This is a genomic window from Vibrio sp. C8 (assembly GCF_054051265.1).
This window is the reverse complement of record NZ_JBPAOE010000010.1, coordinates 20,516-42,430: the sequence shown is the minus strand read 5'-3', so window position 1 is coordinate 42,430 and position 21,915 is coordinate 20,516. Positions and strand designations below refer to the sequence as shown.

Annotated in this window: 19 protein-coding genes; 7 read left to right on the top strand and 12 right to left on the bottom strand. The window is 44.4% G+C overall.

What is annotated here, in order from left to right:
* Both ACRQQK_RS05835 and ACRQQK_RS05830 read right to left on the bottom strand, forming a co-directional pair.
* Nucleotides 1-768 carry a DUF3450 domain-containing protein gene (locus ACRQQK_RS05835; protein WP_457510443.1) on the bottom strand — a complete coding sequence of 256 codons (768 nt, stop codon included), beginning with the start codon at nucleotides 766-768 and terminating at the stop codon, nucleotides 1-3.
* Between the two features lie 224 nt (nucleotides 769-992).
* Nucleotides 993-1,946 carry a lactate/malate family dehydrogenase gene (locus ACRQQK_RS05830; protein WP_457510413.1) on the bottom strand — a complete coding sequence of 318 codons (954 nt, stop codon included), beginning with the start codon at nucleotides 1,944-1,946 and terminating at the stop codon, nucleotides 993-995.
* A 330-nt stretch (nucleotides 1,947-2,276) separates the two neighbouring features.
* Here ACRQQK_RS05830 and ACRQQK_RS05825 point away from each other — a divergent pair, with 330 nt between their 5' ends.
* From ACRQQK_RS05825 to ACRQQK_RS05800, 6 genes are all read left to right on the top strand, one after another.
* A complete protein-coding gene (locus tag ACRQQK_RS05825) occupies nucleotides 2,277-3,569 on the top strand; it encodes an extracellular solute-binding protein (RefSeq protein WP_457510412.1) in 1,293 nt (430 codons plus the stop codon).
* Between the two features lie 65 nt (nucleotides 3,570-3,634).
* Entirely contained in the window at nucleotides 3,635-4,516 is an 882-nt protein-coding gene (locus ACRQQK_RS05820; RefSeq protein WP_457510411.1) for an ABC transporter permease subunit, read from the top strand.
* A gap of 9 nt (nucleotides 4,517-4,525) precedes the next feature.
* On the top strand, nucleotides 4,526-5,368 hold the full coding sequence (ugpE, locus tag ACRQQK_RS05815) for a sn-glycerol-3-phosphate ABC transporter permease UgpE (RefSeq protein WP_457510410.1): 843 nt from the start codon (nucleotides 4,526-4,528) through the stop codon (nucleotides 5,366-5,368).
* Between the two features lie 7 nt (nucleotides 5,369-5,375).
* Nucleotides 5,376-6,515: a sn-glycerol-3-phosphate ABC transporter ATP-binding protein UgpC gene (ugpC, locus tag ACRQQK_RS05810; RefSeq protein WP_457510442.1), complete on the top strand. Its 1,140-nt coding sequence runs from the start codon at nucleotides 5,376-5,378 to the stop codon at nucleotides 6,513-6,515.
* An 8-nt stretch (nucleotides 6,516-6,523) separates the two neighbouring features.
* Entirely contained in the window at nucleotides 6,524-7,282 is a 759-nt protein-coding gene (locus ACRQQK_RS05805; RefSeq protein ID WP_042482260.1) for a DeoR/GlpR family DNA-binding transcription regulator, read from the top strand.
* Between the two features lie 36 nt (nucleotides 7,283-7,318).
* Complete coding sequence (locus ACRQQK_RS05800; protein WP_457510409.1) at nucleotides 7,319-8,026, top strand: glycerophosphodiester phosphodiesterase family protein; 708 nt, start codon at nucleotides 7,319-7,321, stop codon at nucleotides 8,024-8,026.
* A 79-nt stretch (nucleotides 8,027-8,105) separates the two neighbouring features.
* On the opposite strand, the gene ACRQQK_RS05795 is transcribed toward ACRQQK_RS05800, so the two are convergent.
* Both ACRQQK_RS05795 and ACRQQK_RS05790 read right to left on the bottom strand, forming a co-directional pair.
* Complete coding sequence (locus ACRQQK_RS05795) at nucleotides 8,106-8,576, bottom strand: YhcH/YjgK/YiaL family protein (protein ID WP_457510408.1); 471 nt, start codon at nucleotides 8,574-8,576, stop codon at nucleotides 8,106-8,108.
* A gap of 246 nt (nucleotides 8,577-8,822) precedes the next feature.
* Entirely contained in the window at nucleotides 8,823-9,293 is a 471-nt protein-coding gene (locus tag ACRQQK_RS05790) for a Dps family protein (protein ID WP_457510407.1), read from the bottom strand.
* Between the two features lie 239 nt (nucleotides 9,294-9,532).
* On the opposite strand from ACRQQK_RS05790, the gene ACRQQK_RS05785 reads away from it, so the two are divergent.
* Nucleotides 9,533-10,639, top strand: coding sequence for a M20/M25/M40 family metallo-hydrolase (locus tag ACRQQK_RS05785; protein ID WP_457510406.1), 1,107 nt, complete (start codon nucleotides 9,533-9,535; stop codon nucleotides 10,637-10,639).
* A 32-nt stretch (nucleotides 10,640-10,671) separates the two neighbouring features.
* Here ACRQQK_RS05785 and ACRQQK_RS05780 read toward each other — a convergent pair whose 3' ends face one another.
* From ACRQQK_RS05780 to acnD, 8 genes are all read right to left on the bottom strand, one after another.
* Nucleotides 10,672-12,153, bottom strand: coding sequence for an NUDIX domain-containing protein (locus ACRQQK_RS05780; protein ID WP_457510405.1), 1,482 nt, complete (start codon nucleotides 12,151-12,153; stop codon nucleotides 10,672-10,674).
* Nucleotides 12,154-12,184: 31 nt separating this feature from the next.
* Nucleotides 12,185-12,667: a GNAT family N-acetyltransferase gene (locus ACRQQK_RS05775; RefSeq protein WP_102964206.1), complete on the bottom strand. Its 483-nt coding sequence runs from the start codon at nucleotides 12,665-12,667 to the stop codon at nucleotides 12,185-12,187.
* Nucleotides 12,668-12,797: 130 nt separating this feature from the next.
* The gene (locus ACRQQK_RS05770; protein WP_457510404.1) at nucleotides 12,798-14,321 is read right to left on the bottom strand and encodes a DHA2 family efflux MFS transporter permease subunit; all 1,524 of its coding nucleotides are present in this window, start codon (nucleotides 14,319-14,321) and stop codon (nucleotides 12,798-12,800) included.
* A gap of 13 nt (nucleotides 14,322-14,334) precedes the next feature.
* A complete protein-coding gene (locus ACRQQK_RS05765; protein ID WP_457510403.1) occupies nucleotides 14,335-15,405 on the bottom strand; it encodes an HlyD family secretion protein in 1,071 nt (356 codons plus the stop codon).
* Nucleotides 15,406-15,423: 18 nt separating this feature from the next.
* Entirely contained in the window at nucleotides 15,424-15,861 is a 438-nt protein-coding gene (locus ACRQQK_RS05760; protein WP_102954912.1) for a MarR family winged helix-turn-helix transcriptional regulator, read from the bottom strand.
* A 292-nt stretch (nucleotides 15,862-16,153) separates the two neighbouring features.
* A complete protein-coding gene (locus tag ACRQQK_RS05755; RefSeq protein WP_457510402.1) occupies nucleotides 16,154-18,031 on the bottom strand; it encodes a propionyl-CoA synthetase in 1,878 nt (625 codons plus the stop codon).
* A gap of 63 nt (nucleotides 18,032-18,094) precedes the next feature.
* Complete coding sequence (gene prpF / locus ACRQQK_RS05750) at nucleotides 18,095-19,279, bottom strand: 2-methylaconitate cis-trans isomerase PrpF (RefSeq protein ID WP_457510401.1); 1,185 nt, start codon at nucleotides 19,277-19,279, stop codon at nucleotides 18,095-18,097.
* Between the two features lie 10 nt (nucleotides 19,280-19,289).
* Nucleotides 19,290-21,869, bottom strand: a complete 2,580-nt coding sequence (gene acnD, locus ACRQQK_RS05745) for a Fe/S-dependent 2-methylisocitrate dehydratase AcnD (RefSeq protein WP_457510400.1) — start codon at nucleotides 21,867-21,869, stop codon at nucleotides 19,290-19,292.
* Between the last annotated feature and the right edge of the window lie 46 nt (nucleotides 21,870-21,915).

Genomic DNA, 21,915 nt, shown 5'->3' with positions numbered 1-21,915 from the left:
TTAGTTTGCCTCCGCATTAACAAGTGATACAGGCAGAGTAATTAGCGTTGGCGCGATTTGTTTCGCCGCTAAACTATAAGTTGTATCAAGGTCTGATTTATAACTGCTTTCAAGCGGTTGCCATTGCTTCTGCGCTTGATTCCAAGTCCAGTATTGGGTTGCATTTGGATTACGGGCAATTAAAGCCACTCGACCAAGATAGAGAATATCAGCATCGACTGACTCATTGTCAGTTAAGCTAATTTGTCCTTTATAAGAACCAAGCTTACGGCCGTAATCCATTTCGATTTGGTAGGCTTCGAGAATTCTTCTGAATTTTTCAGCATCGCTGACATCTGCTCTTGGCATAAGAGACTTTAACTGCTCAAGACGATCAGTACGCGCTTGTAATCGGATAGGTTTGTCTTGCTCAAGAATGGTCTGCAAACCATCAATCATCTGGTACATAAGAGGCACAATGCCCTGACGAGTATCTTTGATCTCTTCAATTTGTTTATCCAGACTCACCATTTCTTGTCTCTGGTTATTCACCAAAGCCTGCAAGTGATTTCGATACACTTCTAAGTTTTTTACTTGCTCACTTAGCTGTTCAATTTCAGCCTGCAGTTCGATTGCAGAATTTGAACTTTTATCGATTTTCTTTTGACTCGCAGCAGAAGCTTCGTTGGTTTTATTTTGAATCGCTTTTGCGTCATCCAGCGTATTGGCGTGAATGGGCAAAGCTATTGATGCAGAAATAAGGATAAAACTGGATTTTAGAAAATTCATCATGTTAATCAGATAGCGCGTTGTTGTGTTGGGATGTTAATGATAAAAACTCTCATTATCAACTGTAATTTGAGATATCCGTTCTTTTTACTTACAAAATTTATGGCTATAGACAATATGTGCTGAATTCGCAGCGATGGAAAGCGTTTAAAGACAATAGAGATAAGTTATGGCGTTAAGAATGAAAAAAGGTGGCATGAACCACCTTTTTATATCCTCAAACTTTAGTAGCTTAATCCGGTAAGCTTAGCTACATGAATCATTTGATTACGTAGGTTTGCAGTGATTTCGTCCAAACGCTGCTTTTCTTCTTCCGTAAATGGATGAATGAGAATCTTCTCTACCCCATTCTTACCGATGACAGCAGGCAAGCTCAAAACAACATCTTTGTAGCCGTATTCACCACGTAATAGTGTACCTACGGGCAGCACCGAATGTTCGTTGATCATGATTGCCTGAATAATACGGAATACACTCGCAGCGATACCATGAACCGTATTATTTTTGCGTTTGAAGATTTCAAACCCCGCTTGCTTTACCGATTCCAACAGTTCATCAGCGTCAATGCGAGGAATATTGTTTGAATCACAGTAGTAGTCAGCAGGTTGCCCAGCAATGCTGATCAAACTCTTAGGTGTAAAACACTCACTGCCATGTTCGCCTAGCACGTAACCAAACACGTTTTTAGGATCTAAATTGACACGGTGAGCCACAATCGCCATCAAACGAGCTGTATCAATAACACAACCTGCAGAAATTACGCGCGAAGGACTGTAACCCGTATTAGCCACAATACTATGAGTGACAATGTCACAAGGGTTAGTCACCACAATAAGTATTGCTTTAGGTGCAACACGCTCTATTCTCTTCGCAATATCGACACCAATCTTTGCGTTGATTTCAGCCAAGTCCATACGTGTCTGGCCCTGTTGAATTTGCGCACCTGCGGTAATGACCACGATATCAGCACCAATCAACTCCATGTAATCATCGGTTGGTGTAATACGGGTATTTTTGGAGAAAGTTAGCGCCGCTGTGTGTCTGAAATCGAAAGCTTCGCCTTCTGCTCGTTTCACATCGCGGTCAAGAATAGTCAGCTCACTAACACTACCTAAGGTTAATAAGTAGTTACAGATACCTACTCCAACAGCTCCAGCACCAATAACACCAATTTTCATATTCGTTCCTTGAACAACTTAACAAGATCAAATTTAGGATTGTAGATTTTACTAGTATTAGCAACATTCATTCCAATTATATTTTGCAATATAGCCATATTATGGCTTTATTGGCTGCAATATCGCTCTTTTATAGTTCATTAATCAACCACTACGATCCAGATTGGTGCAACGGTTCTGTCCTTTATAAGTGTGATTTAAGTCACCTGATCCATAAATCTTTAACCTTAGTGACATTTTTCGTCCACCTACGTGAAACATTTCTTCGCCACCATAGCATCAAACGAAACACAAACAGTATCGTTCGAAACTTAACAAGGAATAAAGTCAATGAATAAGCTATGGGTAGCAGGGTTGCTTTCGGCAACAGTTTCAGGAACTTCATTTGCAGCGACTGAAATTACGTGGTGGCACGCAATGGGCGGACAACTGGGCGAAACAGTAAACAAAATCGCTTCGGACTTTAACGCTTCACAAACCGAATACAAAATCACGCCTGTATTTAAAGGTTCTTACACAGAAACATTAACCGCGGGTATTGCTTCGTTTCGTGCAGGCCAATCGCCAAACATTCTTCAAGTGTTTGATGCTGGCGCAGCAACGATTATGAATGCTCCGGGCGTAGCTAAACCTGTTCAGGACATCATGATTGATGCCGGTTTCCCATTTTCTGCACAAGACTACTTAGCGGGTGTTCGAAATTTCTATGCGGACCAAAACGGCAAAATGGTCGGCATGCCATTTAATAGCTCTACGCCTGTTCTTTATTACAACAAAGATATCTTAGCGAAAGTCGGTGCCGAAGCACCTAAGACTTATGAACAGCTAGAAGCATTAGCTGAAAAGCTAAAAACAAAAGGCTATGTCGCATTTTCGGAATCACACACGCCTTGGATCATGTTCGAGAACTTCAAATCTCGTCATAACCTACCTCTAGCTGATAAAGAAAATGGCTATAAAGATCTGTCCTCAAAAATCATGTTCAACACCAAAGACATGGTGATGCATTTCAGCAAACTTAAAGAGTGGTCGGACAAAGGTTACTTCAAGTATTACGGCAGTGACTGGGACGCAAACCAAACACCATTCGAACGTCAAGAAGTAGCTATGTGGATGGGTTCTTCAGGTTCATTCGGCGGCCTACGTAGTCGCGTCAAGTTTGAGCTGGGCACCACTTATCTTCCTTACTGGGAAAAACTCAATGACAAAGGCGTTCATACCTTTATTGGCGGCGCAGCGCTATTTGCCATGAGTGGTCACAGTAAAGAACAAGACAAAGCTGTTGCGAACTTCTTTGCTTACCTGACCAAGCCAGAAGTACAAATGTACTGGCATAAAACAACAGGATATGTGCCTGTTACCAATGCCGCTTACGAACTGACTAAGCAATCTGGTTACTACAACGAGCAACCAGATGCGGAAGTGGGCGTTAAACAGCTGAGCTTAGCTTCAGGCGAATGGAACAAAGGTTATCGTCTAGGTTTCTACCCACAGATTCGTGAAGTAATGCACCGTGAATTCGACAACATTTTCGCGGGTCGTTCAACCGTTCAGGCGAGTCTGGACAAAGTGGAAGACGAAAGTGACAAACTGCTGGATCGTTTTTCGCGCACAGTGAAATAACTCTGAACCAGCCCACTGGACATTAAGTTCAGTGGGCATTTCTTTTTATTTATTGGACAAAGCTTGTGGAACGTCGACAACAATTTTTTCACTCTCCAATGCCCTACTTTTTGCTTGCTCCGCAAATCGCAATTATTGCTATTTTTTTCGTTTATCCAGCAGCAAAAGCCGTTTATCTCTCTTTCATGCTTGAAGACCCTTGGGGCATGTCTTCAACGTTTGTCTGGTTTGAAAATTACCAAATTCTTTTTCAATCTTCAGACTATTTAGAATCTCTCGGATTCACTCTCATTTTTTCAATCCTAGTCTCGTTTTTGTCACTAGCGATTGCACTCCTATTAGCTGTTAAAGCCGACAATATTATTCACGGACAAAGCGCTTATAAAGTCACACTCACGTGGGTGTATGCGGTTGCGCCCGCCATCGCAGGTATCATAGGTGGTTTCTTATTTAACCCACACATTGGCGTTCTTACTGATTTCTTAGAACATCTGGGTTGGACATTCAGCGTACAAACCGATCCGCTTGATGCCACCATTGCGCTCATTTTGGTTTCGGTGTGGAAACAGGTTGCGGTGAACTTTGTTTACTTTCTCGCAGGTCTTCAGTCGATTTCGTACGCCGTAAAAGAAGCAGCAACACTGGATTGCGTCAGTGACAGCAAACGATTCTGGACCATTACCTTCCCGCTTCTCGCGCCAACCGGATTTTTCCTGCTGGTGATTAACCTTACCTACGCATTCTTCGACACCTTTGGCGTTATTGACACTTTGACAAATGGCGGGCCCGGAGGCTCAACCACTTCTCTGGTTTACAAAGTCTACCGTGACGGCTTTGTTGGCGCAGATTTAGGCGGCAGCTCAGCACAGTCTGTGGTGTTGTTACTACTGGTATTGGCATTGACCTTTATACAGTTCCGTTTTGTTGAAAAGCGCGTGCATTACTAAGGGAATCCAATGAAAAGTAATTCTCTCTCCGATCATTTGATATTGATTCTTGGCGCTCTGTTTATGCTGGTGCCGTTATGGTTGATTTTTGCCAGTTCGACCCATGAGCCTAACGTGCTGGTCAGCCAAGGACTGCAATGGGATATAGGCAACAACTTGTCAGCTGTCTATAGCGAAGCGTGGAATAAAAGCCTTGGTTTTACTGGTGATATCACTGCAAAAACCATGATCTTCAACTCAGTCATCATGGGGCTTGGCTTTGCTATCGGTAAAATCATCATTTCAATGATGGCGGCTTATGCTCTGGTCTATTTCCGCCTGCCTTATGCAAGTGCATGGTTTTGGCTGATCTTTGTCACCCTGCTTCTGCCGCTTGAAGTTCGAATCATTCCCTCTTATGAGGTGGTATCGAGTTTAGGCATGCTCAACAGTTATTCAGGATTAATCCTGCCTCTAATTGCTTCGGCCACGGCCACTTTCTTCTTTCGTCAGTTTTTTAAAACCATTCCGGATGAGCTATTGGAAGCGGCGCAATTAGATAACGCAGGCCCAATTCGATTTTTTATCGATATCTTGTTTCCGTTATCGAAAACCATGATGACCGCCATCTTTATCATCATGTTTGTTGTGGGTTGGAACCAGTACTTGTGGCCAATCATGATGACCACTGATGAGCAGTACAACACCATCGTTATGGGCATCAAACAGATTCTTAATAACATCAATGAAACCAATAGCCCAAGATACGACTATGCCTTTGCCATGGTCATTCTCGCTATGCTGCCGCCTGTATTGGTTGTGGTGATATTCCAACGTTGGTTCGTTAAAGGATTAATTGAAAGTGAAAAATAATAACTCAATGCATCTCGTACATAGCTCTGCGAGCATTAAGCAGGACAACGTAATGTTAGATATCAAACAATTAGTAAAAACATATGAAAATGGCCATCAAGCAGTGAAAGGCGTAGACCTTTCTATTAACGAAGGCGAGTTTTTGGTACTCGTGGGGCCATCTGGCTGTGGTAAGTCTTCGATCTTGCGTTCAATTGCCGGTTTAGAAAGCATTAGCAGCGGTGAAATACATTTGGCTGGGCGCCGCGTGGATACAGAAAAACCAGCAAAACGCGATATTGCGATGGTCTTCCAGAACTACGCGCTTTATCCGCACATGAGTGTATACAACAACTTAGCCTATGGTTTGAAGAATCGCGGCGTTGATAAAAGCACCATAGATGAGAAAATTCAAAAAGTTGCTAAGACACTGAAAATAGAAGAATACCTAGACCGCAAACCAGCAAAACTGTCTGGCGGGCAGCGTCAGCGTGTTGCAATGGGACGCGCGATCGTTCGTGATCCTCAACTATTTTTATTTGATGAGCCTTTATCGAACCTTGATGCTGCTCTTCGTGCGCACATGCGACTGGAGATCAAAAAGCTGCAACGAGAGCTGGGGGTAACCAGCGTGTATGTTACCCATGACCAAGTGGAAGCAATGACGCTGGCAGATCGCATTGTGGTTCTTAAACTGGGTGAAATTGAACAAGTTGGAACCCCCGCCGAGGTGTATCACAAGCCTGCGAGTACTTTTGTTGCGAGCTTTATTGGTAGCCCAGCCATGAACTTTATGCCCGCATCCTTAGTTCATGGTCAGCTGCATGTCGCTGGTAAACAGTTCTTCCTACCTGAATATGAAGGTCTCAGTATGGAGAATCTCACGCTGGGCGTTCGCCCTGAACACGCGGAGATCACTCATTCAAACTCCAGCAGTGATGCAATTACACTGACGCTATCCATTCATGTCGTGGAGCCTCTCGGGCCAAACCAACTGGTTCATGGCAGCATAGACAGCGACGACAGTTTTATTGCCGTGACACCTGAAATGGGTCTGGACAACAACTCTCCGCTGAGTATTTCGGTCTCTCGCACCAATTTTCATCTGTTTGATGAGCAAGGCAAACGTCTCTGCCCTGTCTCTCTTGCTAAACGAGCTATTGCGTAAGGATTGATGTGAGTTTATCTACCAGACAAAAACAGATTTTGGAGTACTTGCAACACGCTCACGGCGTGTTGTCTAGCGACCTACTGTCACAGCGCTTTGATGTGTCCGTTCAGACGATTCGTAAAGATATGAATGACTTGAGCGACAAAGGTATGGTTCGACGAGTTCACGGTGGCATTTCGCTACCCAGTCCAAATGACAATCTATCATTTACCAATCGCGAGTTGATCAACCTCTCTGCTAAGCAAAAAATCGCACAACGAGTAGTAAAAGAGTTGCCCGAGGGCACAAGTATTTTTCTCGGTATTGGAACGACGCCCAAATACGTTGCACAGGCTCTGCTTGATCATCCGGGGCTAACGGTCGTAACCAACAACATCAATGCGGCGTTAACCTTAAGCCGCAATCCGAATATTGCTGTCTATCTGGCGGGCGGCGCTGTTCGCCCTTCCGATGAAGATACTGTGGGTGAAACCACTACCCGCTTTTACCGACAATTCAATATTAAAATTGGAATTTTCGGTGTTGGAGGCTTCAACGATAAAGGACAATTACTGGATTTTACGCCAGAAGAGTCAGGGCTTACGCGTGCAATTATCGAACAAAGTCAACAATGTTGGTTAGTTGCAGACAAAACGAAATTTGGGCGCTATGCTCCCGTTGTTAGTGGTGAACTATCAGAAATGAAGCGACTGTTTGCCGATGAAGCCACCAATGAATTTATGACGTTATGCCACTCCCACCAAGTCGAACTGGTGGTTGCGTAAAACTCTTCAGCTCTCGTTTTCAATAAAGGAATTTGTATGTCTCTGATCGTTGTCGGTCACAGAGGTGTTGCAGGCACCTATCCGGAAAATACTCGTGTGAGTGTTCAAGCCGCTATCGATATGGGTTTATCGTGGGTCGAAGTTGATATTCAACCCACTAAGGACAACATACTTATCGTTTGTCATGACCACACCATTAATCGTTGTAGCAATGGTAAAGGTCGCGTGGATGCTTATACCCTTACAGAGCTCAAGAGTTTCGATTTTGGCGGGTGGTTCTCTGAGCAATTTGCAGGTGAAAGCATAATGACGCTGGATGAGTTACTTGAACTGGCGCAGCAGAACCAGTTAGGTTTGAATCTCGAAGTGAAAGTGGATAAACACGATGTCACCAGTGTGGTTTCTCAACTCAAACTGCAATTGGATCAGCACCCTATCGCTAAAGAGCAGATTGTGTTGTCGAGCTTTAGCCACGATATCATCCGAGAACTACACCAGCACTGCTCTGGCTATAAATTGGGTGTATTGAGTGAACGTTTATCTGCAAAAGACAAAACGCTGCTTGATGAAGTGAGTGCCTTTAGCTGTAACCTGAACTACAAGTGGATCACTGAAAAACACATTCAGTATTTGAAACAACACCAATACCAAATTTGGTGTTATACGGTCAATGAAGCAGAACGCTTTCCACATCTCGACAAAGTCGATGCTATATTCTCTGACTGGCCAAGTCGCTTCATTTAACTGAAATCGTTAACTGATTATTAGCTTGCAAAAACGCCCGCGATTGCGGGCGTTCTATTAATTTAAAGTTGCTGAATAATTACGAGAACAGCGACTTATCTACTTTGATGATCGCTTTACGCACTGGCATCGGTTTGTTATCCGTTGCTACCAACGGACGATGAGGCTGACCTGGGTAGAAAACAATAAACTCACCGGCAGTAAGTGATGCAAAGTGTTCTTCCTCTAATTGCTCACTGAATGCGAGATCTTTTTCAGCAAGGAAATCTTCATCCAAACCTTTAAATGGCGTTAGGCTGTAGCCAAACGATTCTCTGCCTTCAAGCAGGATCTGCACATCTAAATAACGACTATGGCATTCAGATTTTCTTTGTTCTAAAAGCTGAGTGTGGTCATCCACCAGCATGAAGAATACATTGGAGCCATCAATTTCGTGACGACCATTTTCAATCGGAGTTTCTAAACGATCTAATACTGATGTAATAATTTTTTTAAGTTCTGGCGCTAGAAAGCCAGCAAACTCAAGGTGTGACGTTTTACCTACAAACACGACAATAATCCTATATAAGTGTTACAACTGCACGCAGTTTACCGCTATCCACCAAAACAAAACGTGATAATTGAAACATTGTTTTAATTTAAATTAAAAGCTAACGATTGTTTTCTGCTATTCTGATGTAGGTCAATCACAAGGTCAATCTACAACGCATTACACGATATAACTTAGGGGCAAACGCAAAAACGCCAATCAACAAATGATTGGCGCTCGAAAGATTATCGGCAGAGCAAACAAATATTAATCAAGCCATGCGCTTAACATCCAGATCAGCTTTTCTTGCTCGCGGATATAGTCACTCATTAATGCAGCAGTACCTTCATCACCCACTTCTGACGCGTAACTCAATACCTTGCGTTGCTGTCCAATCAGTAGGCTGAAGCCTTCCACTAGCCCTTTCATGGTGCTGTCGCCATCTGTAGCATTGATGTGTTCGCTAATTTTTGAACGCTCTACATACTGGCTAAAGCTATGTAGTGGCTGAACTTCAAGTGTCAGGATACGTTCTGCGATTTCATCAATCTTCAGTTGTAGATCAGTATAGATTTCTTCAAATTTTGCATGTAATTCAAAGAACTTTTTACCTTTAATATTCCAATGATAACCACGAGTGTTCATGTAAAACACCTGATAGTTAGCCAATAAATTATTCAATGCTTCCGCGAGTTCTAGGCTCTGTTCTTTATCGAGACCAATAAGATTCTTTTTCATAACATCACCTCTTATGTTGATATTCTTTGCTTCGTTGAGAGAATAATAAGCGCCGGTGATGTTAAATAGAAATCGTATAAATCCATTAATTCAATAGGAATATCCTATTGAATTAGGCTCTCATTTTTGCACCGCTATCGATAGCAGCATTACTTTTCGAACATTTCTTGATTTAACTCAGGGCTAAGCGAAGCGTCGAGAGGCATGGTACATCTCCTGTTTTCCTTAGAGATTATGTTATGCCTGTTATTAACGATCAGCGTCTTATTGAACACTTTCTAGAAATCATCCAAATCGACAGTGAGTCAGGAAAAGAGAAGGTATTCGCCGATATCCTTTCAGCTCAACTTGAAGACCTTGGATTTGAAGTGCACAAACTTCCTGTTCCTGAGAGTGTTTCAAACGGCTACAACATCTATGCTCGTCTAGAAGGTTCGCTTGCTGGCAGCACAGTTTTCTCATGCCATATGGATACGGTAAGTCCGGGAAATGGAATTCAACCTGTCATTGAAGATGGCATTATCCGCTCTGCGGGTAACACTATTTTGGGTGGTGACGACAAATCTGGTATCGCTGCAATTCTTGAAGCTGTTAAAACTCTGAAAGAAGAAAATACTGCGCATCAAACTCTTGAAATCGCTTTTACCGTTCATGAAGAAGGCGGCTTAATGGGTTCAAAACACTTTGATATGAACTACATTCAGTCAGACAAAGCGATTGTCCTTGATACTGGTGGCCCAATTGGCACCATTATTACAGCGGCACCTGGTCAACAAAAACTAAAAGTAACTGTTCACGGTAAACCTGCACACGCAGGATTAGCGCCAGAAGAAGGTATCAGTGCGATTTCCGTTGCTGCGGATGCCATTACGCAAATGAACTTATTGCGTATTGATGAAGAAACCACAGCTAACATCGGTATGGTAAACGGCGGTTTGGCAACAAACATCGTAATGCCTGAACTCACCATCGTTGCTGAAGCACGTTCTCTCAATAACGAAAAACTGGCAGCTCAGGTAAAACATATGGTTGATACCTTTGAGGCTGTTGCGGAGAAACACGGAGCAACGGTAGAGATTGATTCTCATCGCTCTTACAACGCCTTTGTTATGGATGATAGTCACCCACACATCGCGACTATCAAGCAAGTGTTCGAGTCTATGGATATTGAGCCTAGAACCAAGAGTACAGGCGGCGGTAGTGATGCGAATAACTTCAATGAAAAAGGTTTAACTACGGTTAACCTGTCAACGGGCATGTCAAAAGTACACACCACCGAAGAGTTCATCGCGGTTGCGGATCTCATCAAGATCAGTGAATTCATCAAAACCTATCTGACGCGTTAATAATAATTGCCAATGATAAGCAAGAGCCCAGTTTAACTGGGCTTTTTAGTCTCTGCTGTGGCCGATGAGGTAAGTTTAATCATCGCAACAAATACGATAATCATGGTCGGATATCGCGAAATTTCGACCACCAAAGACAAAATACCACTCGAAGAGACCTGATCCGCAAGGTAGGAGATCAGCATATACACAGCGGCCAATATCAGCGTAAACAATAAACCTTGAAACAAAGTTAGATACTCTCTTTGATTCTTTAAAGTAGTCGTAATAAGCGCCATAACGATCAATACCACTAACCAAGCGGAGAAAACAGGCAGTTGCCAGTAGTAAGTAAAAATTGCGGCAACTAAACTGATCCCCCACCAAACACGGCGAGAGCTCATAATGGTGCGAGCTTTCACAGTTCTCTTGATGTCGAAACGAATGATATTCCAAGTAATTAACAGACCGAGAAACACACCTACAGCCATGTCCGTTAGAAATGCACTTCCTGAATAGAACTTTGACAGTATCAACCAAACGGCAGAAAGCCAGTAAGCTACGCCAAACCAATGACCGCCTAGCCTCTCTTTTTCAGTCATCAGTAAGATACCAATACTGCTCCACACTGCAACGGGTAAGCTTGGAAAACCGTTTCCGTAACTTGATACAAGCTGTAGCGATGGGAGATAAACATGTGGTCGAGGAAGCGTAAAGCCTTGCTGAGCAAACAGACACATCAAGGAAGTAATGCTGATTGCGAAACTTACCTTGTAGCAAACCGATTTGCCGCAACGCCAGTAGAGCAACGGAAAGATAATAATGCCGCAAATAGGTGAAGCGAATAGATTTCCGCTAAACAACAGGTTATGGATAACGCTAACCCACTGTTGTGGCAACTTACTTACCCATAGCTGAAACGCTTGAATCCATTTCAATTCAGTTTGATGGAAACTTGGCGCAGCCTGAATCAAATCGGCGACAATTCTCATTGGCTGATCGGTAGCCCGTTGAAACATCTCTATGGTTGAATCCCATTCTTTGGGATATCGATATTGCTCTGCATCCACATAGAGCGAATCTATTAGCATTGCACTCGACACTTCAACGCCATAGTCGGGAGCAAACCAGACAGGTAATTCATACCCTCCCATTGAGTTTTGGTGTTGATAGGCAATGATTTCTGATGAGCTGACACAATCAAAGAAAATGGCTTTATCGGTATGGCCTAGCTCTTCACCAACCGTAACAACAATGCCGGTTTCTTCCCAAGTTTCTCTTTGGGCAGCGAGTTGTGGTGGCTCACCGGGTTTAATGGTGCCACCGGGAATCGACAGCTGTTTGGTGATGATTTCTTTGACCAGAACAATCTTGTCATCCGCTTTAATCAGACACAAAGCTCCTTTATACGGATTCGCCATATTTGACGCAGCAGTATTTGGCGCAGCAATATCTCCCTGCTCTTGAGCGTAAGCAGGTAATAGGTATAAAAGCCAAAAAGCGGCAATAACTTCTAGCAACCGACGTTGAAACACTAAACTCACTCTACGTTATTTATTCGTTATATTAGCGGTGCTTAACCGATTTTCTCAGCCATGCGATATGAGGCTCAAACCCCGAATCTTCATAGAATCGATGAGCATTTTGATTAAATGCCCAAACCTCTACGAATACTTGTTCAACACCATAATCTATCAAGGTTGTTTCAAGCTTCTTATAGAGCAAGGTTGCGACTCCCTGCTTGCGAAATTCAGGTAAAACATACAATTCATCGATACTGCCCATTGGCACTGGCTTGCTAACTGTAGAGATTAGTTCGCAAAAATGGCCAGTGATAAACCCGATGATCGAATCATTCTGCTTGGCGACATAAACCAGACATTCCGGTGAATCGAGATAGCGCGCAATGCTTTTTTCCTGTTCGATGTCTTCAGCAGTTTTAAAATGCTCAGGACAAGCGGAATGGTGCTCATGATGCAACTCATACATCAAATCATTGAGCATTTCTAAATCATCTGCGCGAGCAGCAACAATCGAAAGGTTGGACATGTTTGTATGCCGTTAAAAAATAAGCTTATTCGGATTTTATAAGATAACGTTCAAAAGAGCACTGCTAACTGCGGTTATTTGAAACTAAAAAAGAAAAACGTCCAATAAAGGACGTTTCTGTTACTAGACGTTATTTACTAGCTCCCGGCCTGCGCAACAACACCAACAAAGGCAGCATGATGATACACACGTACATCATAAAGCGAAAATCTTGCAGATAACCAAAGATAGACGCTTGCTTGGTCACCATGTTGTTCAAGTTCACCAACCCTGCGGTGGTTGAAAGATCATAAACACCCTTCTGAACCGCATCCTGTAACGCTGGGTTGAAGTTGTTGATGTGTTCGGCGTAAACCGCATGGTTAATTTGCACTCGATGCGACAAGTAGGTTGTCACCAAAGATATACCGATACTACTGCCGATGTTTCGAACTAAGCTGTATAACGCAGTACCTTCATTTCGGTAACGAGGTGCTAAAGTCGAAAAGGTTAATGTCGACAGCGGCACAAACACCAAACCCAAACCCAGCCCCTGAACGGTACCTGTCCAGATAATTTCCCAGCGCGTTACGTCTACCGAGAACTTGGTCATCTGCCACAGTGAAACAATCATCAGTAACAAACCAATGGTCACGAGATATCGCAGATCCACTTTTCCGGATAAGCGCCCGACAATCATCATCCCTGTCATCGTACCAAAACCACGAGGCGTCAGTAGCAGACCGACATCCAATACTGGATAACCCATCAAGTTTTGTAAAAACGGCGGCAGCAGAGCCATCGTCGCCAGCAAAATAACCCCAATCATAAAACCGAACAGCAAACCAACCACGTAGTTTCGATCTTTGAACATCATAGGGTCAAGGAACGGCGCTTTATGGGTAAACATATGTACGGCAAACATGTAGAAGGTCAGAACCGCCAAAGAAGCCTCGATGATCACTTCCAGACTCGAGAACCAGTTGAGTGATTCTCCTCTGTCCAAGAACATCTGCAAGCTGCCTATCGCAATACCTAAAAGTGCAAAACCAAACAGATCAAAACGGCGGTCAGGATCGAGTTTGGTCTCTTTGACATAAGCCGCGATACCCAACCACGCCATAATGCCAAACGGTACGTTGATGTAGAATACCCAACGCCAGTTGTAATACTCCGTTAACCAACCGCCTAATGATGGACCTAGGATCGGACCAACCATAACCCCGACACCCCACATCGCCATAGCGGAACCGTGCTGTTCTGTTGGGTAGGTATCAAGCAATACTGACTGTGATAGCGGAACTAAACTAGCGCCGAAAATGCCCTGTAACAGACGGAACAAAATGATTTGTTCCAGCGATTGCGCAGCACCACAAAGCACAGAAGCAAAGGTAAAGCCCACCACTGAGAACAAAAACAAGCGCTTACGACCAATACGTGCAGCCACAAAACCGGTTAACGGCATAGCAATAGCTGAAGCGACAATGTAAGAGGTCAGAACCCATGAGATCTGATCCTGCGTTGCACTCATGGTGCCTTTCATATGAGGCAGTGCAACGTTTGCAATCGTGGTATCAAGCGCCTGCATAATGGTCGCAAGCATCACAGATAGCGTAATAAATGCCCGTTTACTGGATGGCTCTTCTTCCTGCACTTCTTCGACGTGACTATTCATCGTCTAACTCCACTTACAGTGACAGATGACGTTGATGGTGAGTGTCGACAGTGACTACGGCACTTAAACCAGCACGCAATTTAGGCGCGCCTTCTTCTTGCTCTAGCCGAATGCGGATTGGTAAACGTTGCGCGATCTTCACCCAGTTACCCGTAGCGTTTTGTGCAGGAATAACCGAGAACTCAGCACCCGTAGCAGGGCTTAAGCTTTCCACTTTACCTTTCCAAGTAAAGCCCGGTGCATAGTCCACTTTCACTTCAACATCTTGACCGGTTTTCACGTATGTTAATTCAGTTTCGGTAAAGTTTGCTTCAATCCAGATATCTGAATCCGACACCAACATCATTGCTAAGCTTCCCGGTGAAATGTACTGACCTTTCTCCACAACTTTTGTCACCACACCGTCAGCAGGCGCATAAAGGTTTACGTGCGCAAGATCGTTTTCCGCTTTATCTAACGCCGCTACCGCTGCACGATATTTAGGGTGAAGTTCGATTGGTGCGTTTACATCACCACCAAGACTCTCTTCAACCTGCTTTAATCCTTTTTTAAGCGCGTTCACTTCAAGTTCAACCAGAAGCGTATTTTGACGAGCTGAATCATATTGAGATTGAGAGGTGTACTTTTTCTTGAGCAGATCAAGTTGACGTTTTTCTTCTTTCTTCAGGTATTCGTGCTGGCTTTTTGATACTTCAATGTTAGCCAGTTTGCTTTGGTATTCTGCTTTTAATGTCGTTAGCGTGGTCTTTACATCATTCAAATTAGCACGAGCTTGTTCGACAGCGATTTTGTATGACGTCGGGTCAATTTGAAGCAGCAAGTCCCCTGCTTTCACTAACTGGTTCTCTTCCACTGGCACATCAATAATACGGCCAGATACTTCAGAAGTGATGGACGTTTTATCCGCTTTCACATAAGCGTTTTCTGTTTCAACATATCTACCGCCATGCAGGTAAATGGCAACACCGCCTGCCACAGCGAGTAAAGGGACAAGAAAGAGCATAACGGCACGCTTGGTTTTTCGACGCGATTTAGGCACTAATGTTGAAACCGGTTTTTCATGCTCTGGTTTGGAATTAGACATACGAGGTGTTCCTGAAAATTAAGACTTTGGTTTGTTTTCTAAAGAAAGATTGCTATGTATATGATTGAGCGTTTTAACAAACTGCTCGATTTCCTGTTCTGAAAGACCGTCCAGCGCCTCTGCCCAGATACCATTGGCGACACTTTTCACTTTCTTAAGTTGCTCATCCGCTGCTGGCAGCAAATAAATGAGATGAGCACGTCTGTCTGTTGGGTCAGGACGTCTTTCAACAAAACCTTCCTCGACCAGTGAGTCGATCACTCTGACTAACGTCATAGGCTTGATATCTAACACTTCCGCCAAATCGACCTGTTTAACACCTTGGCGACAAGCGATATGCGACAAAGCTTTTGCTTGAGCGAGCGTTAAGCATGTAGAACTCGACGCAGATTCGTAGCGTTTTCGTACGATGCGCGTCACGTCCCAAAGCAAATACCCTATCGATGGAGTTGTCATAACATTACCTATGTTGGATGTTTTTGAGCTTTACAGGATGGTATATGTAACAAGTTATTACATATAGTAAGCATTGCTTATTATATGTAAAGTCTATAAATTCATAGAATTTATGCATTCAACACTAACTATCTGTTTTTAAAAATATTTCAAAGTGTAAATTTTTTTAAGATCGAGCAGATGGAAAGAAAGATGGAAAACGAAGGACAAAAAAAAGTGCCCCGATATCGGAGCACAAATGTTCGTCATGAACTTAGAAGTGGAAATAGATAAACCTATTTCGGTTTAATGTTTACACATGAAGAACCTTCTCCAGTTCGTTCAAACTGGTTGGGTCATCAATGGTAGAAGGGACAGTGTAACTTTCTCCATCTGCAATCTGACGGATAATACGGCGTAATATCTTTCCTGAACGAGTTTTTGGTAGACGCTCCACTACCAAGGCATGTTTAAAGCATGCAACGGCACCAATATGGCTACGAACACTATTGATCAGTTCAGATTCCAGCGATTCTAGATCAACTTTCACACCATCTTTCAACACAACTAACCCTAGTGGAAGCTGGCCTTTGAGTTCATCATGCACACCGACAACCGCACATTCAGCCACCGCTGGGTGAGCGCCAACAATCTCTTCCATCTCGCCAGTCGAGAGTCGATGTCCGGCAACGTTAATCACATCATCGATTCGTCCCATGATGAACAGATATCCGTCTTCATCCAGATAACCACCATCGCCAGAAACATAGTAATCAGGGAACTGAGCTAGATAACCTGTTTCGAATCGATCATGGTTACGCCAAACTGTGGTCAAACAACTTGGTGGTAACGGTCTTTTCAGTGCCACAAAACCCTGTTGATTGGGAGGAAGAGCCTCACCCACTTCGTTCAAGATTTCAACTTGATAGCCAGGAATTGGCTTAGTCGCAGAGCCAGCTTTTACCGGCATTAATTCAATACCTGTCGGGTTACCCGCAATTGCCCAGCCTGTTTCGGTTTGCCACCAGTGATCAATGACGGGCTTATCGGTTTTTTCTTGTACCCATTCTAGCGTTGGAGGATCTAAACGCTCACCAGCCATAAAAATGGTTTTCAGGTGATTCAGATTGTACTTCTCTAAGAGTTCACCATTCGGATCTTCTTTTTTAATGGCACGAAAAGCGGTTGGCGCAGAGAACAAAGCCGTCACCTTGTATTCCTGACAAACACGCCAGAAAGCGCCCGGATCCGGTGTTCTTACTGGTTTGCCTTCGTATAAAATCGTCGTGCAACCATGTATAAGCGGCGCATACACAATGTAGGAATGCCCTACCACCCAGCCCACATCTGATGCAGCCCAAAATACGCCGTCTTGCGGCATATCGTAAATACAGCTCATTGAGTACTTCATGGCAACGGCGTGTCCACCGTTATCACGAACCACACCTTTAGGCTTGCCCGTAGTACCTGAGGTATAAAGAATGTAGAGAGGATCTGTTGCCAACACTGGTACACAGGCATGAGGCAATGCTTTCTCGTACTGTGCACTCCAATCTAAATCACGTTCGTTGTCGAGATCGGCTAAGCATTCAGGACGTTGGAATACCACCACTTTCTCTGGTTTCCAGCGACTATCCATGATCGCTTTATCTACCATAGGCTTGTATGGAATGACCTTATTGATTTCAATACCGCATGAAGCGGTCATGATCACTTTAGGTTCTGCATCTTCAATACGAACAGCAAGCTCGTTCGGTGCAAAACCACCGAATACCACAGAGTGAATTGCACCAAGACGCGCACAAGCTAACATCGCCATTGCCGCTTCAGGGATCATCGGCATATAGATAATCACCCGATCGCCTTTGGTGACACCTTGGTCAGCCAACATGCCAGCGATACGCGCTACAGTGTCACGTAATGCAAAATAGCTATAACGTTGTTTCTTGCCTGCAACAGGTGAATCATAAATGAGTGCGGTTTGGTCGCCTCTACCTTGCTCGCAATGATAATCCAATGCAAGCCAAGATGTATTGAGCAAACCATCGGGATACCAGCGTTCGATGCCGTTTTCGTCTTTCTTTAAAATAGTTTGCGGAAATTCAAACCAATCGATTTTCTGGGCTTGCGCATGCCAGAACGATTCCGGTTGCTCTTTTGCCCATAGATATTCCTTCAAATACGCAGACATTGTGCTTCTCCTTTTTATACCCCAAGTTTTATCGCCAAAGGCAACTTGGAATAATGTTCTGGCTTAACAAGTTTCGATGGTTTCAGCAGGCACTCTCACCCAACCTTCCATTAACACTCGTGCGCTGCGACTCATTACAGCTTTTTCTACTTTCCAGCCGTTTTGTTCAGTCGCACTGGCTTTTGCCCCTACCTTTAATGTTCCGGACGGGTGACCAAAAGTAACAGATTGTTTTTCTCCACCACCCGCAGCCAAATTGACTAAGGTGCCGGGCACGCAAGCCGCCGCAGCGATGGAGACGGCAGCTGTCCCCATCATTGCGTGGTGCAATTTACCCATAGAGAGCGCTCTAACCAGTACATCAACATCTGACTCTAGAACGGTTTTACCACTCGACGATTGATACGTTTTCGGCTTCGCTACAAACGCCACTTTGGGCGTATGCTGGCGAGTTTTCGCCTCTTCTAAATTTTGGATTAAACCCATTTTTAACGCGCCATGTGCACGTATTTTTTCAAACATCGCCAACGCGTTAACGTCGTTATTGATATCATCTTGCAGCTCAGTACCCTGATAACCAATGGCAGAAGCATCAACAAAAATCGTCGGTATTCCAGCATTGATCATGGTGACATTGATCGTACCGATGTCAGGCACAACTAAATCATCCACCAAGTTACCTGTTGGGAACATCGAACCTTCACCGTCCGCAGGGTCCATAAAATCGACCTGAATTTCAGCGGCGGGGAAAGTCACGCCGTCCAGTTCAAAATCCCCCGTTTCCTGAACCATTCCATTAACGATAGGTACATGAACGACGATAGTTTTGCTGATATTCACCTGCCACACGCGCACTTCGACAATGCCGTTGTCAGGAATCCGTGATTCAGGAATGAGATCGGCATGAATCGCAAACGGCCCAATAGCTGCAGATAAGTTGCCGCAATTACCACTCCAATCGACAAACGGACTATCGATAGATACCTGACCGAACAGATAATCGACATCATGTTTAGGACTTTCGCTTTTCGAAACAATTACCGTCTTACTTGTGCTTGAAGTAGCGCCGCCCATGCCATCAATTTGTTTACCATAAGGATCTGGACTACCGATAACGCGCATCAGCAGTTTGTCGCGCGCTTCACCTGCGACTTGCGCGGCTTTTGGCAAGTCATCAAGCTTAAAAAATACGCCTTTGCTGGTTCCCCCACGCATGTAGGTAGCAGGAACTTTGATTTGAGAAGCCATTCTCTATCTCCTACTGCGCTAAGAAATCTTGAGCAAAGCGTTGCAATACACCGCCTGCGTTATACACGTTCACTTCATCAGCGGTATCCAATCGACACGTTACCGCCACATCCAGTTTTTCACCGTTGCTACGAGTAATGACCAATGCCAAATCCACACCCGGTTTAATTCCACCTACCACATCGTAAAGTTCAGTACCATCCAAGGCCAAAGTGTTGCGATTCACGCCGCCTTTAAACTGCAATGGTAATACGCCCATGCCGACTAAGTTAGTACGGTGAATACGTTCAAAGCCCTCTGCGACAATTGCTTCAACACCCGCAAGACGAACGCCTTTGGCAGCCCAATCTCGTGATGACCCTTGCCCATAGTCAGCACCCGCGACAATAATTAGCGGTTGTTTACGCTCCATGTAGGTTTCTATCGCTTCCCACATGCGAGTCACTTTGCCTTCTGGTTCAATTCGAGCCAGTGAGCCCTGCACCACTTCGCCATTTTCCTTCACCATTTCGTTAAACAGTTTCGGGTTGGCAAAGGTTGCACGTTGCGCGGTTAAGTGATCGCCACGGTGTGTCGCGTAAGAATTAAAATCTTCTTCCGGTACATTCATCTTCGTCAGGTATTCCCCTGCCGCACTGGATGCCATAATCGCATTCGAAGGCGATAAATGGTCAGTAGTAATGTTGTCACCCAATACCGCTAATGGACGCATACCTTTTAGAGTTCTCTCACCTGCTAGCGCGCCTTCCCAATATGGAGGTCGGCGGATATAAGTACTCATCGGACGCCAGTCATACAGTGGGCTGCTGCTCTTTTCTGCATCATCCAACTTAAACATCTGAATGTAGACTTGGTTAAACTGCTCTGGTTTAACGTGTTGACCGACGACTTGGTCGATCTCTTCATCACTTGGCCAAACGTCATTGAGATAAATCGGATTGCCATTTGCGTCATGGCCTAACGCATCACGTTCAATATCAAAACGAATGGTGCCCGCTAATGCATACGCAACCACAAGCGGCGGAGACGCCAGAAATGCTTGTTTTGCATAAGGATGAATACGGCCATCGAAGTTACGGTTACCAGACAATACCGCTGTAGCGTATAGATCCCGGTCAATGATCTCCTGTTGAATCACTGGATCTAACGCGCCGCTCATACCGTTACATGTGGTACAGGCGTAACCAACGATACCAAACCCAAGCTGTTCCAATTCAGGGAGCAACCCCGCATCTTCTAAGTAAAGCTTTGCTACTTTTGAACCTGGTGCAAACGAAGTTTTCACCCAAGGTTTGCGAACCAGCCCAAGCTGATTGGCTTTTTTCGCCAGCAAACCAGCAGCAACCACGTTGCGAGGATTGCTTGTATTGGTACAAGAGGTAATTGCTGCGATGATCACTGCGCCGTCCGGCATTTCACCTTCTTTTTCTTCCCACTTACCAGCAATACCGCGATCGGCTAGTTGAGAAGTAGGTAAACGACGATGCGGGTTGGAAGGACCAGCCAAGTTGCGCTCTACGCTTGATAAATCGAACTCCAAAACACGCTCATATTCTGCGTTTTCAAGGCTATCAGCCCATAAACCGGTCTCTTTTGCGTATTGCTCTACCAATGCAACTTGCTCTGCATCACGACCAGTCAGTTTTAGATAGTTGATTGTCTGCTGATCAATATAGAACATACCCGCACTCGCACCGTATTCTGGTGTCATGTTAGAGATAGTTGCACGGTCACCGATGGTGAGATCTTTGGCACCTTCACCGAAGAATTCTAAGTAGCACGAGACCACTTTTTCATTACGCAGAAATTCGGTAATAGCCAGTACGATGTCCGTAGCGGTAATACCCGGTTTACGCTTACCTGTCAGTTTCACACCAACGATGTCCGGTAAACGCATCATTGAAGGACGACCGAGCATCACGGTTTCAGCTTCTAAACCACCAACACCAATTGCAATCACGCCTAGTGAATCCACGTGTGGTGTATGACTGTCAGTACCTACACAGGTATCTGGAAATGCTACGCCATCTTTGACTTGAATCACTGGCGACATTTTTTCTAGGTTAATCTGGTGCATGATGCCGTTACCCGCAGGGATAACACTGACATTCTCAAATGCGGTTTTACACCATTCGATAAAGTGGAATCTGTCTTCGTTACGACGCTCTTCTATTGCTCGGTTTTTATCAAACGCTTCAGGATCGAACCCTGCGTGTTCAACAGCAAGAGAGTGATCAACGATCAGTTGAGTTTCAACCACTGGATTTACTTTGGCTGGGTCACCGCCCTGCTCTGCAATCGCATCACGCAGTCCAGCAAGGTCAACTAAAGCTGTTTGTCCTAAGATATCGTGGCACACAACGCGTGCTGGATACCAAGGGAAGTCCATATCGCGTTTGCGTTCAATAATCTGTTTCAGTGAATCGACTAATGTTTCAGGATCGCATCGGCGTACTAAGTTTTCCGCAAGCACGCGCGAAGTATAAGGCAGCTTTTCGTAAGCATTTGGAGATATCTGATTAACGGCTTCACGAGTGTCAAAATAACTAATCTGGCTTCCCGGAAGCGTTTTTTTATAGGTATTGTTCATCGCTTCTTCCTTCTCACTCTGTCCTATTTGATTTTGTAAGAGTGGC